Source organism: Micromonospora sp. NPDC049060, from assembly GCF_040649055.1.
GTDB classification, from domain to species: Bacteria; Actinomycetota; Actinomycetes; order Mycobacteriales; family Micromonosporaceae; genus Micromonospora; species Micromonospora reichwaldensis.
In genome coordinates, this window is sequence record NZ_JBEZEV010000034.1 from 49,332 (window position 1) to 63,136 (window position 13,805).

A 13,805-nucleotide genomic window follows, 5' to 3' on the forward strand; every position below is an offset into this window, starting at 1 on the left:
GCCTGAGCGCGCTCAAGGTTCAACGGGGGAGCGGCACCATGAAACTACAGATTCGGCTTTTGGGCTGTGTCGAGCTGTGCGTCGACGGCCAGCTCGTCACGCCCGGCGCGGCGAAACGTCGCGCGGTCCTCGCAGGCCTGGCACTGGAGGCGAACCGCCCGGTCTCGTTGTCACGGTTGGCCGACATGGTCTGGCCCGACGTGCCACCCGCCTCCGCGGTGGCGAACCTGCGTTCCCACGCCGCCGGGCTGCGGCGGGAGCTGGGCGACCGGCTGGTCGCCCGCCCCAACGCGTACGAGCTGCGGCTCTCGCCGGACGAGCTGGACGTGACCCAGTTCCACCGGCTGGCGGGCGAGGGGCGGGCCCTGCTCGCCACGGCCGATCCGGCCAGCGCCGTCGGCACCCTCACCGCCGCGCTGGCGCAGTGGCGCGGGGTGTCGGGCGACGGCCTGCCCAGAGGCACCGCGCTGGACAACCGGTGGGCCAGCCTCGACGAGCAGCGCCTCCAGGTCTTCGAGGAACTGGCCGAGGCGAGGCTGGCCGCCGGCGAGCACGGGCACCTCCTGCCCGAGCTGCGCGGGCACCTCGCCGCCCACCCACTGCGCGAGCGGGCCTGGACACAGCTCATGCTGGCCCTCTACCGCTGCGGGGACGTCCCGGCGGCGCTCACCGTCTACCGGGACGCCCGGACCACGCTCGACGAGCAGCTCGGCATCGAGCCGGGCGAGGAGCTGGCCGCCCTGCACCGCGCGATGCTCGACCGGGCACCCGAGTTGGCGTACACCCCGCCGACCGCACCGGTCACGACGACGACCGCGCCGGTCGCCTCGCTGCCCGACGCCGCCGGGGTGGCACCGCCCCCGTCCAGGTTCGTCGGGGGTGCCGGCTGGGTGGTGCCCCGTGAGCTGCCGGCGGGCGTGGCCACCTTCGTCGGCCGGGGACGGCAGACCGACGAGATCACCACCGCTCTGCGTGCCCCGACCCCCGCCACCGTGGTCGTGACCGGCGGGTTCGGCAGCGGCAAGACCGCATTGGCGGTACGCGCCGCGCACGCCGTCGCCGCCGACTTCTCCGACGGGCAGGTCTACGTCGACCTCAACACCCGGACCCCGGCGGCCCCCGGTGAGGTGCTGGCCCGGGTGCTGCGCGCGATCGGCGTCCACCCCGCGGAGGTGCCGGTGAGCACCGACGAGCGGGCCGGCTGGTACCGGTCGCTGGTGGCCGGGCGACGGCTGCTGCTGGTGGTGGACGGGGTCACCCGCGCCGCCCAGGTCCGCCCGCTGCTGCCGGCCGGGCCCGGTCCGGGCCTCGTCGTGGTCGCGCAGCGCCGGTTGGGCAGCCTGGACGGCGTACGACGGGTGACGCTGCGCCCGCTCGCCGCCGCCGACGCGCGCGAGCTGCTGGGGACGCTCGCCGGCCCGGAGCGGCTGCGCGTCGACCCGGCCGCCACCGGCGAGCTGGTGCGTCTCTGCGCTGGTTCGGTGCTCGCGCTGCGCGTCGCCGGCACGCGCCTGGCGGCCCGACCGGGCATGTCGGTGGGCGCCCTGGTCGGTCAGCTCGCCGACAGGCGGGAGCGGCTGGACCTGCTGGACTACGAGGACCTGTCGGTGCGGGGCAGCCTGACCACCGCCGTCGCCGCCGTCCGCACCGACGACGAGATGGCCGGGCGGATCCTCGCCCTGCTCGGCGCGGCACCCGACGCGCTGCGCCAGCCCGAGCGGGTCGCCCGGCAGCTCGGGATCTCCGCCGCCCGGCTGGACCGCGCGCTGGACGACCTGGCCGACGCGCACCTGCTCCAGCCCCACTCGAACGAGCCAGGGCGTCACCGGCTGCCGGCGCTGGTGCGGGAGTACGCGGCCGAGCTGGCCGCCGAGCCCAGGTCGGCGGCTGGCGCGTCGACGGGCCGGCGGGTGGGCCCGCTGGTCGCCTGACCGGTGGCGACCCGCCGCTGCGCCCGGGTCCGCGCCCGGGCTGTTCACCCGGGCGCGGGATCGTGTTTCCGGCGTCAGCAGCTCGGGGCGACCGTGCCCGACGAGCCCGTGTGGACGAAGCCGTCGGAGACGAACCGCCCGTCGCCGATCTTGTCCCAGATGTCGGTCCAGTACTGGTAGACGTCGCTCCAGACGCGGGTGCCCCGGGTCTGGCAGATGATCCGTACGGTCGTGCCGTGGGCCACCGTGCCGACCAGGGCGTACGAGGTGCCCGGGCCGGAGCGGACGTTCAGCGGGTCTCCGCCGGTGTTGACCGTGCCGTAGACCCCGCCGCCGGAGTTGTTCACGCCGTCGCGGGCCTCGGTGAGGTAGTTGCGGTAGGAGCCGTTGGTGTAGGTGGCCCACGCGCTCCAGCCCGACCAGCCCCAGATGTCGTGGGCGGCGCGGGCGTTGCAGTAGACCTCGTAGGCGCAGGCGTCGGTGACCCAGGAGTGGTAGCAGTTGTTGATCTGCCAGGCACCCCGGTCCAGGGAACCGTTGGGGCAGCCGGACGTCGGGCCGTTGTAGCCCTGCGCGCCCGCGACGCACTGCGACTCGGCCAGCGCCACGGCGACCGAGATGACCAGGTTCTCGCCGGTCCAGCCGGCGGCCCGGGCGGCTCCGGCGCAGCGTACGGAACGGGCGGTGGCCTGGATGCCCACCTCGTCCGCGTCCGACGCGGCCTGGGCCGCCGGTACCTTCACGTCGGTCCTGGCCGGCACGGCGGCGGCCGGGCCGCCGGCGTACCCGATGCTGAGTACGGCCACCAGTGCGATCAGCCCACGGGTCATGCGGCCCATGCGTACCACCCCCGGGTGTAGTCGAGTGTGCAACTGGTGTTCATGCCGTCGGCGCCGGCGTCGTACCGGCCGTTGAAGTCCCTGATGAGTGTCGCGTGCCGCCCGGTGGGGCTCAGCGTGGTCCGTACGGTGTGGTGGGTGGCCGGGGAGGGCGATGGTTGCATGTGCCTCTCCTTCGAGTCGTTCCGATCGGCCGCGAGGGCGGGATCGGGCGGGATGGGACGCCGGCCTCCGGCCGGCGGTGCCGGCCGGAGGGTGTTCACGGGGCGGGTTCCTGGTGCGCCCGGACGAGACCCAGCGCGGCACGCAGCGTCGGCGCCACCGCGGCCGCGTCCGTCAGGTGGCTACGCCGGACCAGCAGGGCCGTGGAGACGGGCCACATGCTGGTCGCCTCGCGCATCAGTTCGGCGGTCGCCACGTCGGCCGGTCGGCCGACGCCGAGGATCCGGTCGGCGGTGGGATCGTCGAGGACGTAGACCCAGACGCGGTACGGGCTCGGATCGTCGGTGAGGCCCGGTCCGGCCACCGTCGTGCGTTCGACCCGGTCAGGAAGGTTCGGGGCCGGGCAGCCGGACGTCAGTGCCGTCGCCGGGTCGAAGCGCGCCCTGCCGTAGGCGCCGGTCCAGTTCGGGTCCTGACGTGCCCGATCGAGTCCCGCGAGCAGGTCGGTGTGGATGGCCTGCCCGTCGGCGCCGCCGCCGGCCTCGACGCACATCCGCAGCGACGAGCGGTTGGTGACGAGCAGCCCGTTGGTGGTGTCGACGTGGGCGTGGTCGTCGTGGTCGTGCCCGTGGTCGCGGTCGAGTACGGACACCGCGACGGCTCCGGCCGCGACGGCCGACGCGAGGCAGGCCGTCAGCGTGGTCAACAGGCGGTTCCTGAGGGCGTGTCGTGCCATCGTGACTCCTCGCGGGAACGTCAGGCCATGACGTTCAGGACGGACTGGAAGTCGGACGGGCTCGGGTACCAGTTGGTCCAGTTGCCGCAGCCGTAGCCGACGACGGTGCTGTGCATGAGGCTGGGCGGATTGCAGTTGCCGTTGTCGTCGGCCAGCCCGAAGACGTGCCCGAACTCGTGGTTGATGAAGCCCCGTCCCACGTTGTCGAGGCGTCCGCCGGAGCTGAAGACCAGGAAGACGTACGCCCACTGGCTGTCGTAGTGGCCCTGGGCGGCGTCCCACACGGGGTTGTCGTGCTCGACGCAGTTGTAGTAGCCCACGGGGGCGCCGCAGCGTGCGCTCCAGTCCCAGCCGTAATGGACCTCGATCTCGATGGTGTTGCGGGTCGAGGCCGGGTACGAGGTGCAGTTGCTGCTCGTGGCCCACAGGTCGATGCGCCAGTTGCCCAGGCCGTCCCAGACCTTCCCGGAGCCCATCTCGGTCAGGGTCTGCTTGACGAAGGCGCGTGCCGCGCTGTGGCTGACCTTGGACGTGTCGGTGGACTCGACGCAGAACTGCTCGTCGTTGGCGCCCGCCGACGATCCGGACGTCGCGTAGTGCATGTTGTGCAGGTGACGGGTGGAGGAGGGGTTGGGGTGTGAGGCGTGGGCGGGGCCGGCCGGCACCAGCAGCGCGGCGACGAGCACGGCGGCCCACATCGCCGGCACCCAGACAGGCAGTCGCTCTCCGACGTTGCGATCAGACACGGGAGGATCTCCTTTCCCGGGGGGAGGTGCGGCGCAGCCTCCCAGCCGCCGTTCTATTTCTGGTATAGATGGACCGCTATGCTTCGGGGGTATGGGTGGTCGGCTGACCTTCGGGCTGCTCGGTCCGGTGCAGATCTGCGCGGACGATGAGCCGGTCCCCGCCGGTCCGCCCCGGCAGCGGGCGGTGCTCGCTGCGCTGCTGCTGCACGCCAACCGGGCCACTGCGGTCGACGACATCGTCGACCTGCTCTGGGGTGACGAGCCGCCCCGCACCGCGCGCAAGAACGTCCAGCTCCACGTGTGGCGCCTGCGGCAGCTCGTGGGTGACCGGCTGGCGTCGGACCCGCCCGGCTACCGGATGACGGTCGACCCGGCCGAACTGGACGTGTCCCGGTTCGACGCCCTCCTGGAGTCCGCCCGCGCGGCGGCGGGGTCCGGCCTGAGCGAGAAGGCCGCCACGCTCTACCGGTGCGCGCTGGACCTGTGGCGTGGTGACCCACTGGCCGACGTGGCATGCCTGGGCAGCTTCGGAGTCAACGTCGCGTGGCTGCACCGGCAGCGGCTGACGGCGTACGAGGAGTACGTCGACGTCGGGCTGGACCTGGGCCGGCACCACGAGATGCTGGCGGTTCTCGACGAACTCGTCGCGCGGTACCCGTTGCACGAGCGTTTCGCCGAGCAGCAGGTGATGACGCTGCACCACCTCGGGCGCCGCGGCGAGGCCGTCGACGCCTACCGGCGTTGTCGTCGGGCCCTGGCCGACGAGCTCGAACTGGAACCGGGCCCGGTGCTGCACCGGCTCGGCGAACTGGCGGCGAAGCCGGCGCCGACCGACACCCGCGCGCCCGGACCGGCGGCTACGGCGACCCGGCAGTTGCCGCACACCGTGCCGACGCTCGTCGGGCGGGAGCGGGCCCTCGCGGCACTGCGGGACGCGCTGAGCACCGGGCCCGGATCCGGCATGCCGCTGTGCGTGGTGAGCGGACCGGCGGGGGTCGGCAAGTCGGCGCTGGCGGTGCGGGCGGCGCACCAGGTGGCCGACTCCTTCCCCGACGGGCAGCTCTACGTGGACCTGCGCGGTGCCACCGCCGGCGTGTTCCCGGTGTCGCCCCTGGACGCGCTGGGCCGCCTCCTGCGGACGCTCGGTGTCGCCGAGACGGCGATCCCCGTCGACGTGGCCGAGGCGTCGGCCACGCTGCGGTCGCTGCTGGCCGACCGGCGCCTGCTGCTGGTGCTCGACAACGCGTACGACGCCGGGCAGGTGCGGCCCCTGATCCCGGCCGGCGCCGGGTGCGCGGTCCTGGTGACGTCCCGTCGCAGCCTCAGCGACGTCGACGGCGCCACCCACCTGGAACTCGACGTGCTCGACGACGCCGACGCCGTCGAACTGCTCCGCCGGCTCGTCGGCGCCACCCGGATCGACGCCGAGGCCGACACCGCCGCCCGGTTGGTCCGCCGGCTGGGCGGACTGCCCCTGGCGATCCGGATCGCCGGCGCGCGCCTGGCGGCCAGAGCGAACTGGACCCTGGCGACGCTCGACGACCGCCTGCGCGACGAGCATCGCGTGCTGCACGAGCTGCGCCTGGGCGACGTCGCGGTGCGCAGCAGCTTCCTGGTCAGCTACCAGCACCTGACACATCCGCTGGCGCCCCGGCTGTTCGGGCTCGTCGGCGCCGTCGACGGCCCGGACGTCACCTGCGCGGTGGCCGCGGCACTGCTCGACGTCGACGTGCCGTCGGCGCTGGACGCGCTCGACGAGCTGGTCGACGCGCGACTGCTCGACGAGCCCGTGGCGAACCGGTACGCCCTGCACGACCTGATCCGGCTCTTCGCCCGTGAGCGGGCTGAGGGCGAGACGGGAGCGCAGCGGACGGCCGCCCTGAACCGGATGCTCACGCACTACCTGGAGCGGACCCGCCACGCGGTGGCGTTGCTGCGTCCGGGCACCCGGGCGGCGCCGATCAGCGGCCCGGCACACTTCGTGGACGCCGACGCGGCGCTGGAGTGGCTGGTCGCCGAACGGCCGAACCTGGTGGCGGCCGTCGTCCAGTCCGCCGCCTCGGCGGCCACCGCGCGGGCCGGCGTCGAGCTGGCCGACAGCCTCTTCCTGTTCTTCGAGATGCGCGGTCACGTGGGCGACTGGATCACCGTGGACCAGGCGGGGATCGCCGCGGCGGAGCGGCTGGACGACCGGGTGGCGCAGGCGGGTCTGCTGCACGACCTGGCGGTGGCCTACTTCCACCTGCACCGCACCGAAGAGGCGACGCGCCTGCTGCGCCGCGGCCTGGAGATCAGCCGTGCCGTGGGCGACGACGAGGGCCAGGCCCGCGCGCTCAACCAACTCGGCGTCCTGCACGGCATGGCCGGCGAGTACGAGGAGTCGGCCGAGTGCTTCACGCGCAGCCTGCGGCTGCGGCAGCGGCTCGGCGACCTGCGCTCCTGCGCCGCCACCAAGGGCAACATCGGCATGGCGTACCGCCTGGCCGGCCGCTACGAGGAGTCGATCCGCCACTGCCGGGCGGCGGCACGCCTCGCCCGCCGCAGCGCCGCCCCGGAGATCGAGGCCAACGCGCTGGGCAACCTCGGCGAGGTGCAGTGCCTGCTCGGTCGCTACCGCTCGGCGCTGCACTACCTGCGGCGTGGCCTGGCGGTCGCCGGCGTACCGCTCAACGAGCGCAACCGGGGCAGCCTGATGGGCACCCTGGCCGAGGCGTGCCTCGGCGACGGACAGGTCGGTCCGGCCGTCCGGTACGCCGAACTGGCCGTGGAGGCGATGCGGCGGGCCGACTTCCGCCACGGCGAGGCGGTGGCGCTGCGCCGGCTCGGCCGGATGCTGTTCCGGCGCGGTGACCCCGCTGGCGGGATCCAACAGCTCCGGCTGGCGCTGGCCCTGTTCACCGAGGTGGGTAGCGCCGAGGCCGACGAGGTCCGTGCCGAGCTGCGGGCGCGGACCGCGCGCTCGGAGGTGCACGGCGGACGCCGGCCGGCGGGTGCCGGCTGATCATCGTCGCGGGCGGCTACGGTCGCGCATCGCGGCGGTTGGCAGGGCGGGACGTTCCGCTCTGGCCGGGATCCGCGGGGGCGCCACCAGCGGCGCCGGCACGCACGGCCGGTGCCGCGAAGGCCCGGCCAGTCGGGCACGCTCTCAGGAGGTCTCGCCGCGCACGATCGCCACCGCCACCCGGCAGAACTCGTCCATGTCCGGGTTGAATCCGGCGGCGATGTCGGGGTGCAGCCCGGAGCGCGTCTCGTCGAGCAGCCGCTGGCAGACCTGCTCCACCGGCTCGCCGGCGTAGCTGGCGCTGACCCGTTCCGTGGCGGCCTGCAACGCCGAGGTCAGCTGGTCTTCCAGCGGGCCCCGCAGCTTCTGCTGCACGGGATCGAGCCCGCGAGGGTCCAGCGTGACATGTGGCTCCGACATCGGCGCTCCCTTCGTCGGCGTCCGCGGTACCCCACCGCGGCCGTCGGTCAAACCACGTTCGGTACGGCGGCGACCCGAACCTGGTACGAGAAGTCCTCCGCCGGCTGCTCCGCGTACGACAGCCGGCGGATCTGCCGGTCGTCGTCGTAGAGTGCGACGTCCACCAGGACGCCGAGGTGCGCCAGGCCGATGCTGGCGACCCGCTTCTTGTCCTGGAGCACCGCGCACACCCCGCCCAGCAGGGTGCTGGCGTCGGAGGTGCGGTGCCCGGGCGGGCAGCGCAGCACGAGGTCCACCTCGACCGGCCCGGACAGCGGGGTCCAGCCGGTGCGCTGGGCCGCGGCGCGGGCCGCCTGGAGCAGGGCGCGGACCCTCGTCGCCTGCCGGTGCCCGGCCGCGAAGATGGACAGCGCCTCGGTCTTCACCGGCGGCAGGCCGCTCACCTCGAACGTCAGGGCGAGAGCGCGGGTGTCCTGCACGACGGCACCTCCTCGTTGGGGACGATCCTGCCCAACCGGCCCGCCGGTGGAGGGAGGTTCGCGCGAGAACCCACCGATCGGGGCGCACCGCCACCACCTCCCCGCCCCGTCCCGCCCCCCGCCCGACCCCGTCCCGCGGGAACCGATCTTGTTACGGTGTGGCCGCAGGGCCCGGGAGAGCGCGACGCCGCAGGTCAGTGGCGGGCGCGCTTGACCTCGTGGAAGGCGGGCATCCGGATCAGGGGTAGCAGCGAGTCCCAGATCGTCAGGGCGTCGTCGGTGCCGGGGACCTCGGTCAGGATCGGGCCGTGGATGCCCCGCTCGGCGCCCGGGACCATGAGCACCGGCGCGCCGATGTCCGGGCCGGCCGAGGCGTACGCCAGGGCGTGCGACTCGCGTACCGCCTCGTCCCAGCGGTCGTCGTCGAGGGCCGGCGCGGCGGCTCCCAGGCCCGCCGCCTCGACGGCCGCGTCCACGATCTTCGCCGACAGCGGGTTGCCCGCGTCATGGCTTCGGGCGCCGACCTCGGCGTAGAACCGGGCGACGTCGTCGTGGCGGCCCTCGGCGCGCAGCGCCTCCACCAGCCGCAGCGCCCCGCTGGAGGCGGTCATCGCGTCGGCGTACTCCGGCGCCACCCGGCCCGAGTTGAGGATGGCCAGGCTGAACGCCCGCCACTCGATGTGCAGGCCCCGGGCGTCGGCGACCGCCACCAGCCAGCGGGAGGTGCGCCAGGTCCACGGGCAGGCGGGGTCGAGGAAGAAGGTGGCGTCCATCGGCCGAGCCTACGGGCGACCGGGCCGGCCCGCACGGCGGTGATCCGCGCCACAGCCGGTGCTGTCGGCACCGTCCCAGCAGCGTCAGGTTTCGCAACTTCGCAGGTCGGGCAGTGTTGGGGCCACGAAACGTCCGGGCGACGGAACCGCTGGTCAGACGGCCCGAACGGCTCGCCGTGCGCCGGGGCGCGGAGCCTCTCCCCGGCCTTGGCCGACACGAGGGGAGGGGTGATGAGCGACCCTGACAAGGCCGGACGCCGACGGCGGCCACGCGTGCGCGCGGTGGCTGCCGCCGCGGCGTTGACGCTGGTGGCACCGATGGCGGCCGCCTGCGGTTCCGACGGGGACGGCGGCACACCCACGATCAACCTGTACTACCCGCCGGAGCAGAACCTGCAGAAGGTCGTCGACGACTGCAACGCGCAGGCCCAGGGGCGCTACAAGATCGTCTACCGGGTGCTGCCCCGGCAGGCCGACGACCAGCGGGTGCAGATGGTCCGCCGGCTGGCCGCGCAGGACAGCGGCATGGACGTCCTCGGCCTCGACGTGACCTGGACCCAGGAGTTCGCCAGCGCCGACTGGATCAGGGAGTGGACCGGGCAGGACCGCGCCGAGGTCGAGCAGGGCACCCTCGCCGGCCCGCTGGAGACGGCGCGCTACGAGGACAAGCTCTACGGCGCGCCCAAGAACACCAACGTCCAGCTGCTCTGGTACCGCAAGGACCTCGTGCCGCAGCCGCCGAAGACGTGGGACCAGATGATCTCCACCGCCCAGGAGCTGAAGCAGCAGGGCAAGCCGTACCAGGTGCTCACCATGGGCGCCCAGTACGAGGGCCTCGTCGTCCTCTACAACACCCTCGCCGAGAGCGCCGGCGGCAAGATCCTCAGCGACGACGGCAAGCAGGCCGTCATGGACGAGGGCACCGTGCGGGCGCTGGAGCAGCTCCAGCGCTTCGCCACGTCGGGCGTGACGTCTCCGTCGTTCAGCAACGCCACCGAGGACCCCGTCCGGCTGGAGTTCCAGTCCGGCGACGGCGCGTTCCAGGTCAACTGGCCGTTCGTGTATCCGGCGATGCAGGAGGCCGACCCGGAGCTGGCGAAGCAGGTCGGCTGGGCGCGCGTGCCGGGCGTCGACGAGAACACCCCGAGCAAGGTCACCATCGGCGGGATCAACATGGCGGTCAGCGCCTACTCGAAGCACCCCGAGGAGTCCTTCGAGGCGGCCCGCTGCATCCGCAACGAGAAGAACCAGAAGTTCTCCGCCGTCAACGACGGCGTGCCGCCGACCATCGAGAAGGTCTACGACGACCCGGAGATGGCCGAGGCGTACCCGATGCGGGACACCATCCTCGAAGAGCTCAAGGAGCCGGCGGTCCGGCCGCTGACCCCGGCGTACCAGAGCATCTCCACCGTCATGTCGGCGATCCTGTCGCCGCCGTCGGCGATCCGGCCCGAGCAGACCGCCGACGAGCTGCGCGACGCCATCGCCGACGCCCTCGAATCGAAGGGGGTCCTGCCGTGAGCCAGCGCACCCGGCGACTCGACGCCGACCGCCCGGAGGTGGCGGCATGAGCGTCAACGCCACGCCGGCCGGCGCCGACGTGGCCGCCGACGAGACGGCCGCCCGCCCCGGCCGGGACGCCAAGGTGCCGGCCCAGCGCACCGGTCGGGGCCGCAAGGCCCCACTGAGCGAGAACAAGAAGGCCGAGCGCCGGCTGGGCTGGCTGCTCTGCGCACCCGCCGCGCTGGTCATGGTGCTGGTGACGGCGTACCCGATCATCTACTCGGTCTGGCTGTCGTTGCAGCGCTACGACCTGCGCTTCCCCGCCGAGCGCCAGTTCGTCGGGCTGGAGAACTACGCCACCGTGCTGACCAACGAGTTCTGGTGGACGGCCTTCGGGGTCACCGCGCTGATCACGGTGGTCACCGTCGCCGTCGAGCTGGTGCTCGGCATGGGACTGGCGCTGATCATGCACCGTACGCTTGTCGGCCGGGGCATCGTGCGGACCGCCGCGCTGATCCCGTACGGCATCGTCACGGTCGTCGCGGCCTTCTCCTGGCGGTACGCGTGGACGCCGGGCACGGGCTACCTGGCCAACCTGTTCAGCGACGGCGCGCCCCTGACCGAGCGGGCCAGCTCGCTGGCGATCATCATGCTGGCCGAGATATGGAAGACCACGCCGTTCATGGCGCTGCTGCTCATGGCCGGCCTCGCCCTGGTGCCGGAGGACCTGCTCAAGGCCGCCTCCACCGACGGCGCCACCTCCTGGCAGCGCTTCACCAAGGTGATGCTGCCGGTGATGAAGCCGGCGATCCTGGTCGCGCTGCTGTTCCGCACCCTCGACGCGTTCCGGGTGTTCGACAACATCTTCGTGCTGACCGCGGGCGGGAACGAGACCTCGTCGGTGTCGATGCTCGCCTACAACAACCTGATCCGGGGCCTGAACCTCGGCATCGGGTCGACGATGTCGGTGCTGATCTTCCTCACCGTGGCGATCATCGCCTTCGTCTTCGTGAAGCTGTTCGGTACCGCTGCCCCCGGCAGCGACGACGGGGAGAGGCGTTGAGATGGCTGACACCACCACCCGGGCCAAGCTGCGCTGGGGCCTGCTCGACGCCATCGTGGTCGTCTTCGCGCTGGTGCCGGTGCTCTGGATCATGTCGCTGTCGTTCAAGACGCCGGCGACCCTGACCGACGGGAAGTTCATCCCGCAGGAGTGGACGCTCGACAACTACCGGACGATCTTCCAGACCGACCAGTTCGTCCGGGCCCTGGTCAACTCGATCGGCATCGCGCTGATCGCCACCGTGATCGCCGTGGTGCTCGGCGCCATGGCCGCGTACGCGATCTCCCGGCTCGACTTCCCCGGCAAGCGGCTGCTGGTCGGGGTCTCCCTGCTGATCGCGATGTTCCCGCAGGTGTCCCTGGTGTCGCCGCTGTTCGAGATCGAGCGGCAGCTCGGCCTCTTCGACACCTGGCCGGGCCTGATCCTGCCGTACATCACCTTCGCGCTACCGCTGGCGATCTACACGCTGTCGGCGTTCTTCAAGCAGATCCCGTGGGACCTGGAGAAGGCGGCGAAGATGGACGGCGCGACGCAGGCCCAGGCGTTCCGGCGGGTCATCGCCCCGCTCGCCGCGCCGGGACTGTTCACCACGGCGATCCTGGTCTTCATCTTCTGCTGGAACGACTTCCTCTTCGCCATCACGCTGACCTCCACCGAGCGGGCGCGCACGGTGCCGGTGGCGCTGTCGTTCTTCACCGGCGAGTCGCAGTTCGAGGACCCCACCGGGGCGATCTGCGCCGCCGCCGTGGTGATCACCGTTCCGATCATCCTGTTCGTCCTCTTCTTCCAGCGCCGCATCGTCTCCGGCCTGACCTCCGGCGCAGTCAAGGGATAGGTGGTACTCATGGCTGACATCGTGCTCGACAAGGTGAGCAAGAAGTTCCCGGACGGGACCGTCGCGGTGGCCGACGTCGACCTGGAGATCGCCGACGGCGAGTTCGTCATCCTGGTCGGCCCGTCCGGCTGCGGGAAGTCCACCACCCTCAACATGATCGCGGGCCTGGAGGACATCAGCTCCGGCGAGCTGCGCATCGGCGGCCAGCGGGTCAACGACAAGGCGCCCCGGGACCGGGACATCGCGATGGTGTTCCAGTCCTACGCCCTCTACCCGAACATGACCGTCCGGGAGAACATGGCGTTCCCGCTGCGGCTGGCGAAGCTGGACAAGGAGACGATCAACCGGAAGGTCGAGGAGGCGGCGAAGGTCCTGGAGCTGTCCGCGCTGCTCGACCGCAAGCCGGCCAACCTCTCCGGCGGCCAGCGCCAACGGGTCGCGATGGGCCGGGCGATCGTCCGGCAGCCCAAGGCATTCCTGATGGACGAGCCGCTGTCCAACCTGGACGCCAAGCTGCGGGTGCAGATGCGCACCGTCGTGTCGCGCCTGCAGAAGAAGCTGGGCACCACCACCGTCTACGTGACCCACGACCAGACCGAGGCGATGACCCTCGGCGACCGCGTGGTGATCATGCGGGGCGGCGCGGTGCAGCAGGTCGGCCCGCCGCAGGAGCTGTACGACCACCCGCGCAACCTCTTCGTCGCCGGCTTCATCGGCTCGCCGTCGATGAACTTCCTGCACGCCGCCGTCGAGGACGGAAAGCTGCGTACGGCGCTGGGCGACGTGCCGATCGGCGAACGGATCCGGCGCGAGCTGGAGGGGGCGGACGCCCCGCGCGAGCTGATCCTCGGCATCCGGCCGGAGCACTTCGAGGACGCCGCGCTGATCGACGACGACACCCGCCGCCGGGGCGCGGAGTTCGAGGCGCCCGTCGACATCGTCGAGTCCATGGGCTCCGACAAGTACGTCTACTTCAGCGTCGAGGGGGAGCGGGCCAGCGCCGCCGAACTGGAGGAGTTGGCGGCCGACGCGGGCGCCGACTTCAGCGGCGGTGGGGCCAACCTGGTGACCCGGCTCTCCGCCGAGTCCCCGGTCGAGGAGGGACAGACCCGGCGCGTCTGGTTCAACCTGGAGAAGATCCACCTGTTCGACCCGTCCGACGGGCGCAACCTGACCCTGCACGAGGGACGGGCGGCGGGCGCGCTCGCCGACTGACGTACGCCGAGACGGGCGGGTGGGTCGAACCCACCCCCCCCCCCCGCCCCCGGGGACCCCAAGTGTTTAGGGGGTGGCCGCGCGGGCCGGGGGGGGGGGCGC

At 72.7% G+C, this 13,805-nt stretch carries 13 protein-coding genes; 6 read left to right on the forward strand and 7 right to left on the reverse strand.

Features of this window, described 5'->3' with window-relative positions; translation table 11 throughout:
* The first annotated feature begins 38 nt into the window (after nt 1-38).
* Nucleotides 39-1,931: a BTAD domain-containing putative transcriptional regulator gene (locus tag AB0B83_RS15060; RefSeq protein WP_357578686.1), complete on the forward strand. Its 1,893-nt coding sequence runs from the start codon at nt 39-41 to the stop codon at nt 1,929-1,931.
* Between the two features lie 74 nt (nt 1,932-2,005).
* Here AB0B83_RS15060 and AB0B83_RS15065 read toward each other — a convergent pair whose 3' ends face one another.
* The 4 genes from AB0B83_RS15065 to AB0B83_RS15080 form a co-directional block, all read right to left on the reverse strand.
* Nucleotides 2,006-2,770: an SH3 domain-containing protein gene (locus AB0B83_RS15065; protein ID WP_357578687.1), complete on the reverse strand. Its 765-nt coding sequence runs from the start codon at nt 2,768-2,770 to the stop codon at nt 2,006-2,008.
* Nucleotides 2,758-2,934: a hypothetical protein gene (locus AB0B83_RS15070; protein WP_357578688.1), complete on the reverse strand. Its 177-nt coding sequence runs from the start codon at nt 2,932-2,934 to the stop codon at nt 2,758-2,760. Before AB0B83_RS15070 ends, AB0B83_RS15065 begins: the two co-directional genes overlap by 13 nt.
* A 95-nt stretch (nt 2,935-3,029) precedes the next feature.
* Nucleotides 3,030-3,668, reverse strand: coding sequence for a hypothetical protein (locus AB0B83_RS15075; RefSeq protein WP_357578689.1), 639 nt, complete (start codon nt 3,666-3,668; stop codon nt 3,030-3,032).
* A gap of 20 nt (nt 3,669-3,688) precedes the next feature.
* Nucleotides 3,689-4,414 (reverse strand): hypothetical protein, encoded by a 726-nt coding sequence (locus AB0B83_RS15080; protein WP_357578690.1) that lies wholly within the window; start codon nt 4,412-4,414, stop codon nt 3,689-3,691.
* Nucleotides 4,415-4,505: 91 nt separating this feature from the next.
* On the opposite strand from AB0B83_RS15080, the gene AB0B83_RS15085 reads away from it, so the two are divergent.
* Nucleotides 4,506-7,415 (forward strand): BTAD domain-containing putative transcriptional regulator, encoded by a 2,910-nt coding sequence (locus AB0B83_RS15085; protein WP_357578691.1) that lies wholly within the window; start codon nt 4,506-4,508, stop codon nt 7,413-7,415.
* 144 nt (nt 7,416-7,559) lie between these two features.
* On the opposite strand, the gene AB0B83_RS15090 is transcribed toward AB0B83_RS15085, so the two are convergent.
* From AB0B83_RS15090 to AB0B83_RS15100, 3 genes are all read right to left on the reverse strand, one after another.
* On the reverse strand, nt 7,560-7,835 hold the full coding sequence (locus AB0B83_RS15090) for a hypothetical protein (RefSeq protein ID WP_357578692.1): 276 nt from the start codon (nt 7,833-7,835) through the stop codon (nt 7,560-7,562).
* A 47-nt stretch (nt 7,836-7,882) separates the two neighbouring features.
* Complete coding sequence (locus AB0B83_RS15095; RefSeq protein WP_357578693.1) at nt 7,883-8,314, reverse strand: hypothetical protein; 432 nt, start codon at nt 8,312-8,314, stop codon at nt 7,883-7,885.
* A gap of 194 nt (nt 8,315-8,508) precedes the next feature.
* Entirely contained in the window at nt 8,509-9,087 is a 579-nt protein-coding gene (locus tag AB0B83_RS15100) for a hypothetical protein (protein WP_357578694.1), read from the reverse strand.
* 231 nt (nt 9,088-9,318) lie between these two features.
* Between AB0B83_RS15100 and AB0B83_RS15105 the strand changes: the two genes are divergently transcribed.
* Genes AB0B83_RS15105 through ugpC form a run of 4 tightly spaced genes read left to right on the forward strand, consistent with a single transcriptional unit; the run spans nt 9,319 to nt 13,703 of the window.
* Nucleotides 9,319-10,608, forward strand: coding sequence for an ABC transporter substrate-binding protein (locus AB0B83_RS15105; RefSeq protein WP_357578695.1), 1,290 nt, complete (start codon nt 9,319-9,321; stop codon nt 10,606-10,608).
* Nucleotides 10,609-10,654: 46 nt separating this feature from the next.
* On the forward strand, nt 10,655-11,653 hold the full coding sequence (locus AB0B83_RS15110) for a sugar ABC transporter permease (RefSeq protein WP_357578696.1): 999 nt from the start codon (nt 10,655-10,657) through the stop codon (nt 11,651-11,653).
* Nucleotide 11,654: 1 nt separating this feature from the next.
* On the forward strand, nt 11,655-12,488 hold the full coding sequence (locus AB0B83_RS15115; protein WP_121400801.1) for a carbohydrate ABC transporter permease: 834 nt from the start codon (nt 11,655-11,657) through the stop codon (nt 12,486-12,488).
* A 9-nt stretch (nt 12,489-12,497) separates the two neighbouring features.
* Nucleotides 12,498-13,703, forward strand: a complete 1,206-nt coding sequence (gene ugpC, locus AB0B83_RS15120; RefSeq protein WP_357578697.1) for a sn-glycerol-3-phosphate ABC transporter ATP-binding protein UgpC — start codon at nt 12,498-12,500, stop codon at nt 13,701-13,703.
* Nucleotides 13,704-13,805: the final 102 nt, after the last annotated feature.

What these genes read in the sequence shown, in the direction of transcription:
- AB0B83_RS15060 (WP_357578686.1), top strand. Translation starts at nt 39, where the DNA reads ATGAAACTACAGATTCGGCTTTTGGGCTGTGTCGAGCTGTGCGTCGAC.
- AB0B83_RS15065 (WP_357578687.1), bottom strand. Translation starts at nt 2,770, where the DNA reads ATGGGCCGCATGACCCGTGGGCTGATCGCACTGGTGGCCGTACTCAGC.
- AB0B83_RS15070 (WP_357578688.1), bottom strand. Translation starts at nt 2,934, where the DNA reads ATGCAACCATCGCCCTCCCCGGCCACCCACCACACCGTACGGACCACG.
- AB0B83_RS15075 (WP_357578689.1), bottom strand. Translation starts at nt 3,668, where the DNA reads ATGGCACGACACGCCCTCAGGAACCGCCTGTTGACCACGCTGACGGCC.
- AB0B83_RS15085 (WP_357578691.1), top strand. Translation starts at nt 4,506, where the DNA reads ATGGGTGGTCGGCTGACCTTCGGGCTGCTCGGTCCGGTGCAGATCTGC.
- AB0B83_RS15090 (WP_357578692.1), bottom strand. Translation starts at nt 7,835, where the DNA reads ATGTCGGAGCCACATGTCACGCTGGACCCTCGCGGGCTCGATCCCGTG.
- AB0B83_RS15100 (WP_357578694.1), bottom strand. Translation starts at nt 9,087, where the DNA reads ATGGACGCCACCTTCTTCCTCGACCCCGCCTGCCCGTGGACCTGGCGC.
- AB0B83_RS15105 (WP_357578695.1), top strand. Translation starts at nt 9,319, where the DNA reads ATGAGCGACCCTGACAAGGCCGGACGCCGACGGCGGCCACGCGTGCGC.
- AB0B83_RS15110 (WP_357578696.1), top strand. Translation starts at nt 10,655, where the DNA reads ATGAGCGTCAACGCCACGCCGGCCGGCGCCGACGTGGCCGCCGACGAG.
- AB0B83_RS15115 (WP_121400801.1), top strand. Translation starts at nt 11,655, where the DNA reads ATGGCTGACACCACCACCCGGGCCAAGCTGCGCTGGGGCCTGCTCGAC.
- ugpC (WP_357578697.1), top strand. Translation starts at nt 12,498, where the DNA reads ATGGCTGACATCGTGCTCGACAAGGTGAGCAAGAAGTTCCCGGACGGG.